Source organism: Paraburkholderia sp. EG286A (assembly GCF_040965375.1).
GTDB lineage: Bacteria > Pseudomonadota > Gammaproteobacteria > Burkholderiales > Burkholderiaceae > Paraburkholderia.
Window position 1 is genome coordinate 442,592 of sequence record NZ_JBFRCB010000002.1, and the last position, 16,490, is coordinate 459,081.

Genomic DNA, 16,490 nt, shown 5'->3' on the forward strand with positions numbered 1-16,490 from the left:
CCCTCCTCTGACGCAACGAAAATCAGGCTACGGAGGACAAGCGCGGGCCGTGCAGAGGCTGTGCGGACTGCAGCGTCCTTCCTACGCGCTAGAGGATGGCATGATCACAGAGCAACAGGACAAAACCGCCGCGAGCCCTCACGGCTTCGATCTCAGCGTCACTTCGGGGCTGCAGCGCTACAGCGCACACCACGGCGACCTCACGCTCACGAGCGTGTTCCAGCCGGTGTTCAGCCTCTCGCACATGCGTGCGGTGGGCTATGAAGGGCTGCTGCGCGCGCACGACCCGCTCGACCGCCCGGTTTCGCCGCTCGACGTATTCGGCGACGCCGCGCGCGTGGGCGAAGCGCTGCTGGTGGACCGGCTCGCCCAGGGGCTGCACCTGGAGAACTTCGCGCTGCTCGGCGCGGAGCGCGAGTGGCTCTTTCTCAACGTGCATCCGGGCACGCTGATCGAGCCGTATCACTCGGCGGCGCTGCTCGCGAACCTGCGGCGGCTGAACATCGCGCCGCGGCGCGTCGTGCTCGAGGTGCTGGAGGACGACGCGACCGATCTCGACGCCCTCGCGCAGGCCGTGGCGACGTTTCGCGAGCGCGGCTTCCTCGTGGCGCTCGACGACTTCGGCGCGGGCAACGTCGACATCGGCCGCGTGTGGCAGCTCAATCCCGACATCGTGAAGCTCGACCGCATCATGCTCATGCATGCGCAGCATCGTGCCGACATGGCCGCGACGCTGCCGGCGCTCGTGGCGCTGCTGCACGATGCGGGCAAGCTCGTGCTGATCGAAGGCGTGGAGACGGAACACGAGGCGCAGCTCGCGCTCGCGTGCAACGCGGACTTCGTACAGGGCTTCTTCTTCGCGCGGCCCGCGCCCGGACTCGCCGACGCCGCCCAGGCGCAAGGCGTGATCGCCGAGGCGACCGAGCGTTTTCGTCAGCAGACCGAAACGCGCGAGCGCGGCGAGACGAATCGCCTCGTGCCCTATCTGCGTGCGTTCGAGCGCGCGGCCGAACGGCTTTCGGCCGGCGAGTCGATGGAGGAGGTGTGCTGGAACTTCCTCGCACTCGATCACGCGGCGCGCTGCTATCTGCTCGATTCGAACGGCCGGCAGGCGGGCCGCAACGTGGTGCTGCGCGTCGACCGCGCGGAGCGCGACGCGCGCTTTTTGCCGCTCGAGGACGCGCAAGGCGCGAGCTGGCTGCGCAGGCCGTACTTCCGCACGGCGCTCGTCACGCCGGGGCGCGTGCACGTGACCGGGCCGTATCTGTCGATCAACGAGGCGCTGCCGTGCCTGACGCTTTCGATGGCGGTGCAGGTGGGCGAGCGCCTGTGCGTGCTGTGCGGCGACATCGACTGGTTCGAGTAGGCGTGCATCTGCGATCATGTCGTGTTCTTCACGACATGGCGCGCCAACATGCAACACGAACGGGTCCTGCTGGAAGTCATCGCGATGACGGTCGCCGACGCGCAAGCCGCCGAACGCGGCGGCGCGGATCGTCTCGAACTCGTCACCGCAATGGGCGAGGGCGGCCTCACGCCGAGCATCGGCATGATCGAAGCCGTGGTCGCGGCGGTGGCGATTCCCGTGAACGTGATCGTGCGGCCGCACAGCCGCTCGTTTATTTACGATGCGAACGATTACGCGGTGATGCTGCGCGACGTGCGTGCCGCGAAGCTCGCGGGCGCGCATGCGGTTGTGATCGGCATGCTCACGCCTTCGCATGAAGTGGATCGCGAAGGACTGCAGCGCGCGATCGCGGCCGCAGACGGCATGCCGCTCACGTTTCATCGTGCATTCGACGAAGCGCGCGATCTGCACGAAGCGTTCGACGTGCTGCTCGGTTTCGACGCCGTGACGAACGTCCTTACCTCGGGCGGCAAACCTTCGGTGCTCGACGCGCAGGCGCAGATCGAAACGCTCGTGCAGCGCGCGGCGCAGATGCATTGCACGGTGCTGGCGGGCGCGGGGCTCACGCTCGACCGCGTCGCGCCATTCGTGAGCGCGACGCGCGTGCGCGCGGTGCACTTCGGCTCGGGCGTGCGCACCGACGGTAAGTCACTCGCTCCCGTCGACGAAAACAGGGTGCGGCGCGTGCGGAACCTGCTCGACGCCTGACCCATAAAAAAAGCGCGCGCCATTCAGATGAACGGCGCGCGCTTGCCAGCTTCATTTCGCCTTTACTTCGCCACGACCACCGGAATGCCGCGCAACGCACCCGCGCCCTTGAACGACGCGAGGGCTTCCTGTACCGCCGCGCTCGTCTTCACGTCGATGGCAAGGCGCGCCGCCAGTTCGCGCTCGCTGCGCTTCACTGCCGCGAGATTCGCCAGCTTCACGTGCCCATAGCCGCGCACACGTTGATGCAGATTCGCGAGCTTGACGATGTCGTCGGCGTTTTCAGCGGTGAGGCTTGCGAACGCACCGCGCAGCGTCGCCTCGTAGTCGCCGGCGAGGGCGCGCTCCATGCGGCGCTCCAGTGTCTTGCCGAACGGATCGAGCCACGTGCCGCGCACGCTGCGGCCCTTCTTCAGCAGCCCGAACGCACTCCACATCCACTGGCCGAACTGCATCTTGCGCGGTGGCTGGCCGTTCTTCTCACGCGCGATGAGCGGCGGCGCGAGGTTGAACTTCACGGTGAAGTCGCTGCCCGCCGTGCCGTCGAATTGCGCTTCGAGCGCGGCGCGGAACGCCGGATCGGCATGCAGGCGCGCGACTTCGTACTCGTCCTTCACGGCGAGCAGCCGATAGAACGTGGTCGCGACGGCGCGCGCGAGCGTTTTCTCCGCACTCTTGTCGGCGCTGCGCGCGGTATCGACCAGCGCGCGATAGCGCTTCACGTAGCTTGCGCCGCCATAAGCGAGCAAGCGCGCTTCGCGGTCGGCGATCAGTTCGTCGAGCGTTTGCGTGAGCTTGCGCGCCGTGGCCTTCGCGGCCGCCGCACGTTGCGTGTCGAGCGCTTCGAGCGCAGCGGGATCGGCGGCGGCCATACGGCCGATGGAGAACGCGAACAGGTTCGCCTGCACGGCCACGTTGTTCAGTTCGATGGCGCGCGTGAGCGCCGCGAGCGAAACCGGCACGAGGCCGAGCTGCCACGCGAAGCCGAGCATCACGATGTTCGCGCCGATCGTGTCGCCGAGATAACGCTGCGCGAGCGCCTGGGCGTCGCATGCAGAGAGCGGATCCTGCGCGTTCGATGCGCCGCCGGTCGCCGCGTGCCGCATCTTCGCGAGCAGCGCATCGGCGTGCAGGTTCGCTTCGGGGTTCTGCACGAACGACGCGTTCGGAATCTCATGCGTGTTCACGACGATGCGCGTGCGGTCGTGCCGCACGGTTTGCAGCGCATCGGCGCTCGCGCCCACCACCATGTCGCAGGCGAGCAGCAGGTCGGCCTGCTGCGTGTCGATGCGCACCTGGTTGAGCAGCGCGTCGGTGGCCGCGAAGCGCACGAACGAGAGCACCGAGCCGCCCTTCTGCGCGAAGCCCATGAAGTCGAGCACCGAAGCGCTCTTGCCTTCCAGATGCGCGGCCATGCTGATGAGCGCGCCCACGGTCACGACACCGGTACCGCCCACGCCCGTCACGAGGATGTCGTAGGGCGCGTTGTCGAGATGCGTGGCCGGCATGGGCAGCGCATTCACGCGCGTGGCGAGCGCCTGCGGGTCGAATGCCGCGCCCGCGGCCTTCTTGAGCTTGCCGCCTTCGACGGTCACGAAGCTCGGGCAGAAGCCGTTCACGCACGAATAGTCCTTGTTGCACGACGACTGGTCGATGCGGCGCTTGCGGCCCAGCTCCGTTTCCACGGGCTCGACCGAAAGACAGTTCGACTGCACGCCGCAATCGCCGCAGCCTTCGCACACTTCCTCGTTGATGAAGAGGCGCTTGTCCGGGTCGGGGAATTCGCCCTTTTTGCGGCGGCGGCGTTTTTCGGCGGCGCAGGTCTGGTCGTAGATCAGCACGGTCACGCCCGGCGTTTCGCGCAGTTCGCGCTGGACCGTATCGAGTTCGCTGCGGTGATGGAACGTCGTACCCTTCGGGAACAGGCCGTGATGGCCGTCGTACTTCTCGGGCTCGTCGCTCACCACCACGAAGCGCGAGACGCCTTCGGCTTCCACCTGGCGTGCGATCTGCGGCACGGAGATGCTGCCGTCCACGGGCTGGCCGCCCGTCATCGCCACGGCGTCGTTGTAGAGGATCTTGTAGGTGATGTTGGTCTTCGCCGCGACTGCCTGGCGAATCGCAAGGATGCCTGAGTGAAAGTAGGTGCCGTCGCCGAGATTCTGGAACACGTGCGGCATCTTCGTGAACATCGAGTGCGCGGCCCAGTCCACGCCTTCGCCGCCCATCTGGATCAGGCCCGTGGTGTCGCGCTCCATCCACGAAGCCATGAAGTGGCAGCCGATGCCGGCCTGCGCGATCGAACCTTCGGGCACCTTGGTCGACGTGTTGTGCGGGCAGCCCGAGCAGAAGTAGGGCGTGCGGCGCACGGTGTCGGCGGCGTTCGAGAGGATTTGCGGCGCGACGAGATCGACCACGCGCTCGCGGCGGTCGAGCGCGGGCCGGTGCTTCGCGAGCCACGCGGCGAACACGGGCAGGATGCGCGAGGGGCGCAGCTCGCCCAGCTCGGAGAGCAGCAGCGTGCCGTCCTCGGCGTGCTTGCCGATCACCGTGGGGCGCGCGCCTTCCTTGCGGTTGTAGAGGTAGTCCTTGATCTGCTGCTCGATCACCGGGCCCTTCTCTTCGATCACGAGCACGTCGGTGAGGCCGGAGACGAACGCATCGATCCGCGACATCTCCAGCGGGAACGACAGGCCCACCTTGTAGATGCGCACGCCCGCGCGATCGAGGTCGTCGACGGTGAGATCGAGACGGCGCAGCGTTTCCATCAGGTCCAGGTGCGCCTTGCCGCAGGTGACGATGCCGACGTTCGCGTGCGGGCTCGGCGCGATCCACTTGTCGATGCTGTTCATGCGCGCGAAGTGGCGCACGGCGTCGAGCTTGGCGGCGAGGCGCTGCTCGATGGCGAGACTCGGCAGATCGGGCCAGCGGTTGTGCAGGCCGCCCGGCGGCGGCGTAAAACCTTCCGGTGCTTGCCAGTCGGTTTTGATGGCGTCGAGATCGACGGTCGAGCCGGACTCCACTGTTTCCGAAATCGCCTTGTAGCCCACCCACGCGCCCGAGTAGCGCGAGAGCGCCCAGCCATACAGGCCGAATTCGAGCATGTCCGCTATGTTCGACGGATTCACGACCGGCATGTGCCACGCCATCAGCGCGAAGTCGCTCTGATGCGGCATGGACGACGACACGCAGCCGTGGTCGTCGCCGGCCACCACGAGCACGCCGCCGTGCGGCGACGAGCCGTAGGCGTTGCCGTGCTTGAGCGCGTCGCCGGCGCGATCGACGCCCGGGCCCTTGCCGTACCACATCGCGAACACACCTTCGACGGTGCGCTCGGAGTCCGCTTCCACGCGCTGTGTGCCGAGCACGGCGGTGCCGCCCAGCTCCTCGTTGATGGCGGGCAAGAAGCGCACGTCGGCGGTTTCGAGCAGTTTCTTCGCCTTCCACGCCTGCTGATCGACCATGCCGAGCGGCGAACCGCGATAGCCGCTGATGAAGCCCGCGGTGTTCAGGCCATGCGCGCGGTCGAGTGCGCGCTGCATGAGCGCGAGGCGGATCAGCGCCTGGGTGCCGGTCAGGAAGATGCGGCCGCGCGTGGCGGTGAGGTTGTCGGTGAGCTTGTAATCAGCGAGGGGCGGCGTATCAAGCGGCGAGGACGTGTCGCCGAACGCGGGGCGCGCGGTCATTGGGGGAGTCTCCATTTATCGAACGCAGTTGGCGCTTCAGCGCTGGCTGCGATCCCATGTATAGCTTTGCTGTCGTACGCCCTCCGAGGAGAGCGGCGCAAGAGACTCTATTTTTTCTCGCCAATGACGGAAATTTTTTGCTAACTCTCCGGCGCTGCTGCCTATTCGCGCGAGAGCCTGCCCGTGCCGGGCGATTTTGGAGAGAGATTTTCTCTGCCCCGACGCGATCCCGTCCGGATCGGCCTTCGGGACAATCCGTCAGATCGTCCGAGGCGCGTAAGGCTTCGTCCGATCGAACGGCACGACATCGTGAAAGTGCGTGTAGTCCATCGTGCTCACGCCATCCGCATCGCTCATCAGGTCGACGTAGCGGTAGTCCCAGCGGATCTGCCGGTCCGACCAGCTAAAGCGCGCCTGCATGGTCTGCGCGGTCGACTCGTCGGAGCCCTCGATCACGACATGCAGCGTGCCGTGCTGCTCGGCCAGCATCTCGGGTGTGACGCCGTAGAGCGGGCTCGACTCGTCGATCACGTGCATGAGATTCCAGCCCAGCGTGAAGAGCGGATGCTGGTCGCGCACGAGCTTGAGGTCGTGGATGCGCCGCGCGCGAAAGCCGTCCGACGAGGTTTCGATGCGGATCAGCCGCAGCTTCGCGCCTGCTTCGGCGATCACGTTCTGGCGGGCGTTGGCGGCGCGCGCCATCAGCGTCATGCGGCCTTCGATGGGGTGCACCACCACCTGGCTCGCGAACATGATCTTCGCGCGCGGGCGCGAGAAGCGCGCAAACACGAGGCCGGTCGCCAACGCGATGCCCGACATGCCGACGAAGATTTCCAGCGTGGCGACGATATGCGCGTAGAGCGTTTGCGGATGCATGTCGCCGTAGCCAACGGTGGCGAGCGTTTCCACGCTGAAGAAGAACGCGCCGAGAAAGCCCTGCGGGTACTGGTTGGCGATGGGCGCGGCGCCGAGCTGGTAGAGGCACGCGAACACGCCGTTCATGAGCAGGAAGAGGGCCGCGAGCGAGGCAAAGAAGGTGGGCCAGCGCATGGTGAGCGCCGTGTGATAGAAGTCGTCCCACGACTGCGGCATGCCGTAGACGAGCACCTCGCGCGTGCCGATCATCAGCTTGCGCGGCGTGCCGCGTCTGGCTTTTTGCCTGGGCCCCGCGGGCGTTTCGGCCTTGCAGGCGTCCATGTCCACGCCGGGCGAAGCCCCGGATGCCGCTTCGGCTTGCTGGGCCGCTTCCTGGTTGGCGAAGCGCTCCGGCGTCTCGGACGTCATGATGGTCCCTGCGGATCTGAAGTAAGGAGAAGAGCGTAGCAATGGCGCAGGGGCAGGACAAGCGGGCACGCGACAGCGCGCGCTGGCAGGGCGCAGGGCTGGCGCGACGAGAGCAGGAATGAGACGCGGCAGGAGCGGCGTCGTACGAAAGGCTTACGGAAACCCGTGCGGCTTCGGAATGCCCGCGCCGTGTTCGATATCGGCGATGGCCTGGCGGCGCGCGGCGTCCACGGCTTGCGTGGGCGCCTCGAAGCCCGCGTTGCCGCCGACCGTGACCCACGCCTGCACGGCCTTGTCGCGATGCGTGATCTGATACTCGGCGTCCCAGCGAGCGCCCTGCAGTTCGAGCGGATGCACGTGGATGGCGTAGACGCCGTATAGAAAGAGCTGTTCGGACATGGCTAACCTCCTGTCGACCAGAGTTGGCTCTTTGGCTGTCGGCCGGAGTTAGTGCTTCAGCACTGACTCCGGGCCCATGCAAAGCCCTTACTCTGGTCCCATGCAGAGCACCCCCGTCTCATGCAGCGCTGCCGGCAGTCCCTGAGCGGGCACCGGGCTCACCGCGGCGACTTACAGTTCGAGCTCGCCGAGTATGCGATGCGCCAGCGCCTTGGCTTCTTCGAGAGCCTCTTCCGGCGTGCCCGATGCGGCTTCGACTTCATACACCGCGTTTTCGAGTTCCTCGCCGTCGTCGCGCGCCAGGGAGACCAGGCCCTGGTACTGGCCGGCGTTCATGGGCCGCACTGTGGCGACGGCCGTGTAGATCCCCTTGGTGTAGCTGACGTCTTCCATAACGTGCTCCTCGCGGAAGGAAACTCCCCTCGACGGGTCACGTGGATGAAGGCGCGCAAGCGTCGCGCCCGACCCGCAACAAGAGGGAGATTCCATGCTAGCACGTTGCCCGCGCGGCTGCGGGACACGCATATTACGGCTGCGCGGCGCTTTCGTGTCAGCGCCGCGCGGTGTCCAGGCGGTGCGCCAGACGGCGCGCCGCGTGCGCCTTCAGTCGGCGAGCAGCGCGACGACTTCGTCGAGTGTCGGCGAATGCGCGCCGGGCCGGCGGCACGCGGCCGCGCCCGCGGCGAGCGCGAAGGCGAGATGCTGGCGCCAGTTGCGCTGCGGCGCGCTCATGAGGCTGAACAGCAGCCCGCCGATCGACGCGTCGCCGGCGCCCACCGTATCGGCCACTTCGACGCGCGGCGGCGCCGCCTCGATCACCTCGTTGCCCACATAGAGCGTGGCCGCCTGCGCGCCGCGCGTGACGAGCAGCGTGGCGGCCGGATTGAGCGCGCGCACCGCTTCGATGGCTTCGGCCTCGCTCTTGCCCGCGAACAGCATGCGCAGGTCTTCGTCGGAGACCTTGATGAGATCGGCGAGCGCGGCCATGCGGCGCAGGATCGGCTCGTAGCCGTGCGCCATGAGATTGCGGTAGTTCGGATCGAAGCTGATCTTCACGCCGGCCGCGCGCAGCTCGGCGGCGAGCGTGGCGAGCGTTTCGCCGAGCGGCTGGCGCACGAGGCTGATGCAGCCGAAGTGCGCCCACTTGGCGTGCGCGCGCCAGCCTTCGGGCAGCTTCGCGGGATCGAAGGCGAGGTCGGCGCTGTTGTCGCCGATGAAGTAGTACGCGGGCGGATGCGTCTGATGCACGATCGCGAGCAGCGGCGCGCGCTCCACGCGCTGCATGAAGCGCATGTCGAGACCGGCGGCCACGCTCGCGTTCCAGAGTTCGTCCGAGAAGTTGTCGACGCCGAGCGCCCCCACGCTCGCCGTGGGCAGCCCGAGGCGCGCGACCGCGCGCGCGACGTTCCAGCCCGCGCCGCCAGGATGCGCGCGCCAGTGCGAGTCCATACCCGGTGCGCCGGGCTGCGACGTGTGCGGCGTGCCCTCGGGCGCGGGGGTGCGCACGAGATCGGTGAGGATGTCGCCGGCCGAGATGAAGGCCGGGAAGCCGGACGAAAAGTCCGGGCCGGTGCTGCAGGTGCTCATCGTCGTGTTCCTCTCTCTAGTTCTGGCCGCTCGTGCCCGTCATGCCGTTCGCGCCACCAGCGTCGGCGGCGGTCGCTTCCTCGCGGCCCACCACCGGCGCCATGCCGCGTCCGGGCAGCGCGTTCAGCGCTTCGTAGCACGCGCCCATCGTGTGATAGTCGGTCTTGCCGGCGGGGCTCTTCTCGTCACTGTACTTGCGGTTGTCGCAAGTGAGGATGCGGTACCACGCGCCGTAACGATGATCGACGAAATTCGCCCAGCTGTAGCGCCAGATTTCGTCGTACCAGTCCCAGAAGCGCTCGTTGCCGGTGCGCTTGCCGAGCAGCGCCGCCGTGGCGAAGGTTTCCGCCTGCACCCAGAAGTACTTGTCGTGATCGCACACGGTGCCGTCCGGGCCGAAGCCGTAGTAGAGGCCGCCGTGATCGTTGTCCCAGGCGTGCGCCATGGCGGCGTCGAACAGTTCGATCGCGCGCGGCAGCAGCCAGGGCAGCGGCCGGTGACGTTCGAGCAGCAGGAGCAGCTTCGCCCACTCCGTTTGATGGCCCGGCTGGAAGCCCCACGGGCGGAAGATGTTCGAGCTGTCTTCCTCGTTGTAATGCCAGTCCACCGACCAGTCCGCGTGAAAGTGCTCCCACACGAGCCCTTTCGAGAGTTTCGCCTGGCGCAGCGTGATGTTCGAGGCGACGCGCTCGGCGCGGTCGAGATAGACGAGATGGCCCGTCGCCTCGTAGGCCGCGAGCAGCGCCTCGGTCGTGTGCATGTTGGCGTTCTGGCCGCGATAGCCCGAGACGATCCAGTCGGCGCTCGCCTCGTCGGCGTAGAGGCCCGCCGCGCCGTCCCAGAAGCGGTGTTCCATCAGATCGAAGGTCGCGCCGATCATCGGCCGCGCTTCCTCGATGCCGGCCATCGCCGCATGCGCGTAAGCGAGCAGCACGAACGCGAGGCCGTAGCAGTGGCGCGTGGCGTCGAGCATGCGCTTCTTGCCGTCGCGCCAGTCGATCTCCCAGTCGTAGCCCTGCAGCTGCGGGTCCCAGTGGCCCTCGCGCAGGAACTGCAGGCCGTGGCGCGCGTATTCGAGGTGCTGCGGGTCGCCGAATTCGCGATACGCCATCGCATAGTTGAAGACGTAGCGGCAGCTGCTCACGAGGTGCCGCGAGTGCGCGTTGTAGATCGAGCCGTCGTCGCGGAAGTAGTGGAAGAAGCCGCCCGAGGGATCGAGCACGTTCGGCGCGTAAAAGCGCAGCGTGTCCTGCACGTGGCCGAGCAGGAAGCCGCGGTCGCGAAAGCTCGCGACGCCCGGTACGGCGACGGGTTGTGCGGTGGCGGAGGTGGCGGTGTCGGCGGTCATCGTCATGGCTTTCTCTTCTGTCCTGGACGTGGCTTCAGCGTAATTTCGATGTGTGTTCGGCGTGTTTCGACGGCGCGCGTCAGGCGCTTTGCGGTGCGCTTGCAGCATGATGGACAGCGTGCGCGGCAACGAGATTCGATGACGCCGCACCCAGCGTGCTCGCACGCGCGACGAGCTGCACCGGCAAACGGATTTCGCTCGCGGCAGGCGTTTCTTCGAGCAGCAGCTCGACGCCGCGCCGCCCGAGCGCTTCCTTGTCGACGGCGATCGTCGAGAGCGGCGGCGTGGCGTGCGTGGCGCCCGCGATATCGTCGAAACCGATGATGGCGATGTCTTCGGGCACGCGCAGGCCATTGGCGAGGCACACGCGCATGGCCGCGAGCGCGGCGGCGTCGTTGTAGGCGAAGAGCGCGTCGGGCGGCGGGCGCGAGGCGGCGCTCGCCGCATCGATCAAGCGCTGCATGGCGAGCGACGCGCCCGTGTCGGGATCGAGCCCGCCGTCGATCGTCGTTTCGAGCGACGGGTCGAACAACAGGCCTGCCTCGAAGAACGCGCGCCGGTAGCCGAGCGCGCGCTGCGCGATGCTGTAGTGCGCGAGCGAGCCGCCGATGAACGCAATGCGCCGCCGCCCCAGCTCGAACAGATGCTGCATGGCGAGCGCGGCGCCCGCCGCGTTGTCGATGTTCACCGAGCGCAGACCCGCCGCCCACAGGTCGATCAGCACGAGCGGGCGTTGCAGCGCGACGAGCGCGGCGAGCATTTCCGGCTCGACGAAGCCGGCCACGGCGATGGCGTCGGGTGCGTGCAGGCGCAACTGCTGGACGGTGTCGTCGGCGGGGCCGGCGGTGAGCAGCGCGGGCACGATGCCGTGTTCGCGGCAGGCGTCTTCCACGCCGTGCAGCACGTGCGAGAAGAACGGGCTGGCCGCGAAGTTGTTGTGCTGGCGATGGAGCAGGAAGGTGAGCCGGCGAATGCGCGGGCGCAGTTGCGCGCAGTCGTAGCCGAGCGTGCGCGCGACCTCGACGATGCGCTCGCGCGTGGCCTCGGAGAGGCCCGGCTGGTTCTTCAACGCGCGCGACACCGTGCCGATCGACACGTTGGCGGCTTGCGCGACGTCACGAATGGTTGTCCCCATGATTCCTGGCTGGCGGTGGCGCGGTGAGCGTTCCGGGTGTGGTCAGGTGTGCGGCGATTGTATAGTAAAAACCTGTCCGAAAAACCCGAATCTACGCCTCGAATTCCAGGTAAATACCAGTAAACAATGAAATAAACGCAAACATTCGTGTTTAGTAAAATTAACTAAACGCGCGCGGGCACGACGGTTGCGGAAAGCCGGACACTAACAGTCGACTTACGGAGGCATCATGCTCGGCACCCTGCTTCTGGTCATTCTGATCCTGCTGCTCATAGGCGCGTTCCCGGCGTGGCCGCATAGCCGCTCGTGGGGTTACGCGCCTTCGGGCACGCTCGGCATCATCGTCGTCGTGGTGGTCGTGCTGGTTTTGATGGGGACGATCTAGCGACGGTGCAGCAGCACAGCGGCGAAAGCAAAACGGGCCGGCGCGCGGCATGAGCCGCGCGGCCGGCCCGTTCACATTCTGGGCTGCCGCAGGGGAGGGTCAGGCCGCTATGACCAGCCGGCTTCGCCTGGTGTCGAGGCGAGCGTGGGCACGAGGTTGGCGCTCGCGCGGCCGTCGATCACGACGAGCCCGCTCGCTTCCTGTTTCGCGCGGCGCTTGGCGAGCGCCGCGAGCGAGGCGATGGCGTCGCTGCTGTGCTGCGCGCCTTCGCCCGGCGCGATGTGCACGCAGCCGATCGCCATCGTCACGAAGGTGAAGAAGGTGGCGTTGCCGTGGCGATCCTCGCCGTGAATGCCGCCCGCGAGGCGGTCGCCCGGTGCGTAAAAGCGCTGCGCACCCTCGTTGAACGTTTCGATCGCCTGGCGCGCGCGCTCGCGCCATGTCTCGCTCTGGAACAGGATCAGGAAGTCGTCGCCGCCCACGTGGCCGAGGAAGTCGCGCGTGGGGTCGCAGACGTCGGCGAGCACCGTCGCCGCGAACTTGAGCACCTCGTCGCCCTGCCAGTAGCCGTACTGGTCGTTGAAGGGCTTGAACTGGTTCAGGTCGACATAGCACGCGTGAAAGCCCGCGTCGTGCGACAGCAGACGCTCGATATGCGAGCTGATGGGGATATTGCCCGGCAGGAAGGTGAGCGGATTGGCGTAGCGCGCCGCCTGGATGCGCACCTCCGTTACGGCGCGCACGAGGCTCTCGCCGGTGCCGAGCCCGGCGTAGCGGCCGTTATCGGTGATGACGAAGCCATCGGCGAGATAGCGCTGGTCGTCGCTGACGAGCAGCGTCGCCATCTGCTCGACCGTCATCGACTGCTCGATCAGCACTGGCTGCGCGTTGGCGAATTGCAGGCAGGCCTTCTTGCCGAACAGCTCGCGGTGATACGGCAGCGCATAGCGGTCCATGAACGCGCGCCGGTTGATGAGCGCGACGGGCGCTTCGTCTTCCACCACGGCCACCGCGTGCAGGTCGGGTTGACCGTTGAACAGTTCGAGCACGTCGTTGTTGGTCGCCTGGCGCGGCAGCGCGGGCGCGCGCACGAGCATCTTGCTGGCGGGGGCGCCGCCGCCCGCGGGCTGCGTGGCGGCGCTGCGCGTGGCCTCGGGGAACACGGCGATATGGTCCGCGCGAATCGCCTCGCGCGCTTCGCGGGCGAGCACGCGCAGCGGCTCCACGTTGGGGCGGCCGAAGAAAAAGCCCTGGCCGCAGTCGATGCCCATGTCGCGCAGCACGATCAGGTCGGCCGCGTTCTCGATGCCTTCCGCCACGAGCCGTGTGCCGCTCGCCTGCGCGAAATGCTGCACGGCGCGCACGGCTTCGAACTTGAGCGCGTCGTTGGCGATGTCGTGGATGAAGAAGCGGTCGATCTTCACGACATCGGGCTGCAACTGCACCCAGAGGTTGAGGCTGGCGTTGGCCGTGCCGTAGTCGTCGAGCGCGAACTGGGCGCCGGCCGCGCGCAGCGTCTCGACGACCGGCGAAAAATTGCGCAGATCGTGGATGGCGCTTTGCTCGGTCAGCTCGATCACGACGCGCGTGGGGTCGATCGGGCCGTCGAAGAGGGCGAGCGCGGCGTCGCCGTCGGCGGTGAGCTGGCGCAGCGCGTCGGCGCTGAAATTGAGGAACAGCTTGCCGGGGCAGTCGAGTCTCGCGAACGTTTCGATGCAGGTGCGGGCGGCTGCGCGCTCGAGTGCGGCGGTGCACTGTTCGTCACCGGCGCGCGCGAAGAGGGCGGCGGGCGTTTCGAGCGGCGAGCCGGCCGGCCCGCGAATCAGGCCTTCGTAGCCGAGGATCGCGCCACCCTCGAAATCGACGATGGGCTGGAAGACGGCACGCAGCTGGCGCTGGGCGATCAGCGCCCCGACGCCGGGCGCCGCGTGCAGGAGTGGCGCGGGAGCAGACATGGACAGGCCGGAACGGGCGAAGACGATGAACTTAACGGCATATCATCGGATGAATTAAATGAAATTTTGGTGACAGCGCGGGGATGCCCAATCTTTGGGCGTGCGGCGGATGCGCGCGTGACGCGGGGAGGGGAGGCAGGCGGGGGAGGGGGAGACGCCGGGCACTAGCCGCGGCATTGGCTGCAGCGGGGCGGCGAGAAGCCGCCGCGCCGCATGACGTATTGAGATGGATTGAGCGACGCTCAGCGGCGCGCGGCGGCGGCGCTGCGCTCGCTCGCGCCGGCGCGCGATTCGTCGCCCGCGCTGGCGGCGCGCTCGGCGCTCATGTCGCGGGCGCCCCAGCGCTGGGCGAGCGCCGCGCACACCATGAGCTGGATCTGGTGGAACAGCATGAGCGGCAGCACGACCGCGCCCACGGCGTTCGAGGCGAAGATGACCTTCGCCATCGGCACGCCGGCCGCGAGGCTCTTCTTCGAGCCGCAGAAAATGATCGTGATCTGGTCGGCGCGCGAGAAGCCGAGCTTCTTGCTCGTGAAGATCGTGATGCCGAGCGCGAGCGCGAGCAGCACGGCGTTCACCACGAGCAGGCCGCCGAGCGCGGTGAGCGGAATGTGATGCCAGAGCCCTTCGTTCACGGCCTCGGAAAACGCGCCGAACACCACGAGCAGGATCGAGCCCTGATCGACGAACTTGAGCACGCCCTTGTTGCGCTCGATCCAGCGGCCGATGACGGGGCGCAGCAGCTGGCCCGCCACGAACGGCACGAGCAGTTGCAGCACGATGTTCCACACGGTGTGCCAGGCCGAGCCGCCGCTCGCGCTCTGGTTCGTGACGATCAGGCTCACGAGCGCGGGCGTGACGAAGATGCCGATCAGGCTCGACGCCGAAGCGCTGCAAACGGCGGCGGGCACGTTGCCGCGCGCGATCGAGGTGAACGCGATGGACGACTGCACCGTGGACGGCAGCGTGCAGAGGAACAGCACGCCCGCATAGAGCGCCGGGGTGACGAGCGGCGAAAGCACGGGCTTGAGCGCGAGGCCCAGTGCCGGAAAGAGCACGAAGGTGCTGAGCAGCACGACGATATGTAGCCGCCAGTGCGTAGCTCCAGCGACGATCGCCTCGCGCGAGAGCTTGGCGCCGTGCAGGAAGAACAGCAGGCCAACGGCCACGTTGGTGAGCCAGTTGAAACCGGTGGCGGCCTGACCGTGCACCGGGAACAGGCTCGCAAGAATCACCGTGCCGACGAGGCAAAGGGTGAAGTTATCGGGCAGGAATTTCGGACGTGCCATCGGACAATCTCAAGTGCGCGCCTGGGCGCCTGGCTGCGCGCAGATCGATGTGCGTGCAACGGGTGAATCGGGACGTCTATTGTCGGCGCAAGCCGATTGAAAAAGCAAATTCATTTGAAGCATCGATTAATGATTGATGCGCATGTATCGCCAGCTTCGATGCCCCTTTATGCGGGATTCCTCATCGACGTGCGAGGGGTATTCCCGGGCCGCAAAAGTCGTCAGGACTCCGCGCATTCTTCAGATCTTCTGACCTGACTCAAGCATAAAACGAACCGTTCTCACGCCTGCCCGGAGAGCCTTGCCAGGCGGCCTTCCCAGGGTGCACCCGAAGCCAGAAAACCCAGCAGTAACATGGTGTTACAACCCTTCGGGCGGCATAACATCTTTTGGCTCGACACCCATTCGGCACACCCATAAATTACCGTCAAAGGGACGCCCGGACCGTTGTGGCGGCAATCGTTACGCGCTCGCGCGGCGAGCGTCCCGGGACTGGCCCGCCATGGCCCGAGTGGCGGGTGCCAGGCGCAAATGTCGGGCAGGTGAAACGTCACAATGCACGTAGGGTTGTCAAAACTGGGACAGTGGGTCTTGGGGGCTGGATTAGCGGCCCTCGTTGCGCTCGCCCATGCTCAGCCCGGTTTTCCAGGGCACGGCGGGGGCGGCGGCTTCGCGCGCGCGCCTTCCATGCACGCGATACCCGCGCCGCGCGGCGGCGGCATGGCGTGGGGTGGCGGCTACCACGGTGGCCCTGAACGCGGCCGTGGCCCCGCCGCTTACGCAGGTGCCGCTTCGCCCATGCGTGTGGCCGACCAGGGCGGCCGGTACGAGCGCGGCGGCAACCGTGCGCCGAACCAGTGGCAAGGTCAGGTCCAGCAGCAGGCTCCCCATCGCGACTACAGCTACGGCACGCCGTTCGGCGGCTACGGTGGCTATCGTGGTGGCAATCCCATCACGCCCGTGAGCGCGGAATCGCGCCCGGTGCCGCATCCGCCGGCCGACTCGCCGGTGCGCGCGGGCTCGATCCGCGAAGACGTCGCCCGCTACAACGAGGAGCGCGGCGGCAGCTACCGGCAATACCCGCGCAACGGCGGCGAGGTTCCGCGTCCGCCGATGCCTTCGCCTTACCGTAATTGAGCGCTGCCTCGCGGCCCGCTTTTGTTTTCTTCCCTCCGCACGCTTTTTCCCGCTTGCTTCGTTTGACTCTCCTCGGGATTCGCTTCAGGTATTGACCTGTTAGCGCCGCCGAAACACGTCCAAAACAAGGTGCGTTTCTCCATGCCGCGAAAACTGACGCGTGGATACC

General features: G+C 67.2%; 13 protein-coding genes. 4 read left to right on the forward strand and 9 right to left on the reverse strand.

Annotation, left to right across the window (positions count from 1 at the left end; genetic code table 11):
* The first annotated feature begins 100 nt into the window (after window positions 1-100).
* On the forward strand, window positions 101-1,366 hold the full coding sequence (locus AB4Y35_RS08695) for an EAL domain-containing protein (protein ID WP_368704118.1): 1,266 nt from the start codon (window positions 101-103) through the stop codon (window positions 1,364-1,366).
* 48 nt (window positions 1,367-1,414) lie between these two features.
* Window positions 1,415-2,116 carry a copper homeostasis protein CutC gene (locus tag AB4Y35_RS08700; RefSeq protein ID WP_368704119.1) on the forward strand — a complete coding sequence of 234 codons (702 nt, stop codon included), beginning with the start codon at window positions 1,415-1,417 and terminating at the stop codon, window positions 2,114-2,116.
* 62 nt (window positions 2,117-2,178) lie between these two features.
* On the opposite strand, the gene AB4Y35_RS08705 is transcribed toward AB4Y35_RS08700, so the two are convergent.
* The 7 genes from AB4Y35_RS08705 to AB4Y35_RS08735 form a co-directional block, all read right to left on the reverse strand.
* A complete protein-coding gene (locus AB4Y35_RS08705; RefSeq protein WP_368704120.1) occupies window positions 2,179-5,802 on the reverse strand; it encodes an indolepyruvate ferredoxin oxidoreductase family protein in 3,624 nt (1,207 codons plus the stop codon).
* Window positions 5,803-6,060: 258 nt separating this feature from the next.
* Window positions 6,061-6,999, reverse strand: coding sequence for an ion channel (locus tag AB4Y35_RS08710; protein WP_368704633.1), 939 nt, complete (start codon window positions 6,997-6,999; stop codon window positions 6,061-6,063).
* Window positions 7,000-7,239: 240 nt separating this feature from the next.
* Window positions 7,240-7,485, reverse strand: coding sequence for a hypothetical protein (locus AB4Y35_RS08715; RefSeq protein ID WP_368689381.1), 246 nt, complete (start codon window positions 7,483-7,485; stop codon window positions 7,240-7,242).
* A gap of 171 nt (window positions 7,486-7,656) precedes the next feature.
* Entirely contained in the window at window positions 7,657-7,878 is a 222-nt protein-coding gene (locus AB4Y35_RS08720) for a hypothetical protein (RefSeq protein ID WP_069265166.1), read from the reverse strand.
* A gap of 210 nt (window positions 7,879-8,088) precedes the next feature.
* On the reverse strand, window positions 8,089-9,072 hold the full coding sequence (locus AB4Y35_RS08725) for a carbohydrate kinase (protein ID WP_321923026.1): 984 nt from the start codon (window positions 9,070-9,072) through the stop codon (window positions 8,089-8,091).
* Between the two features lie 16 nt (window positions 9,073-9,088).
* Window positions 9,089-10,426 (reverse strand): AGE family epimerase/isomerase, encoded by a 1,338-nt coding sequence (locus AB4Y35_RS08730; RefSeq protein ID WP_324153835.1) that lies wholly within the window; start codon window positions 10,424-10,426, stop codon window positions 9,089-9,091.
* A gap of 73 nt (window positions 10,427-10,499) precedes the next feature.
* Window positions 10,500-11,555 (reverse strand): LacI family DNA-binding transcriptional regulator, encoded by a 1,056-nt coding sequence (locus AB4Y35_RS08735; protein ID WP_368704121.1) that lies wholly within the window; start codon window positions 11,553-11,555, stop codon window positions 10,500-10,502.
* Window positions 11,556-11,784: 229 nt separating this feature from the next.
* Between AB4Y35_RS08735 and AB4Y35_RS08740 the strand changes: the two genes are divergently transcribed.
* On the forward strand, window positions 11,785-11,940 hold the full coding sequence (locus AB4Y35_RS08740) for a DUF3309 family protein (RefSeq protein ID WP_035512102.1): 156 nt from the start codon (window positions 11,785-11,787) through the stop codon (window positions 11,938-11,940).
* A gap of 107 nt (window positions 11,941-12,047) precedes the next feature.
* Here AB4Y35_RS08740 and AB4Y35_RS08745 read toward each other — a convergent pair whose 3' ends face one another.
* Together AB4Y35_RS08745 and AB4Y35_RS08750 are read right to left on the reverse strand one after the other, a co-directional pair.
* Window positions 12,048-13,895 carry an EAL domain-containing protein gene (locus tag AB4Y35_RS08745; RefSeq protein ID WP_368704122.1) on the reverse strand — a complete coding sequence of 616 codons (1,848 nt, stop codon included), beginning with the start codon at window positions 13,893-13,895 and terminating at the stop codon, window positions 12,048-12,050.
* 242 nt (window positions 13,896-14,137) lie between these two features.
* Window positions 14,138-15,184 (reverse strand): bile acid:sodium symporter family protein, encoded by a 1,047-nt coding sequence (locus tag AB4Y35_RS08750; protein ID WP_368704123.1) that lies wholly within the window; start codon window positions 15,182-15,184, stop codon window positions 14,138-14,140.
* Between the two features lie 687 nt (window positions 15,185-15,871).
* Here AB4Y35_RS08750 and AB4Y35_RS08755 point away from each other — a divergent pair.
* Complete coding sequence (locus AB4Y35_RS08755; protein WP_368704124.1) at window positions 15,872-16,321, forward strand: hypothetical protein; 450 nt, start codon at window positions 15,872-15,874, stop codon at window positions 16,319-16,321.
* Window positions 16,322-16,490 lie beyond the last annotated feature (169 nt).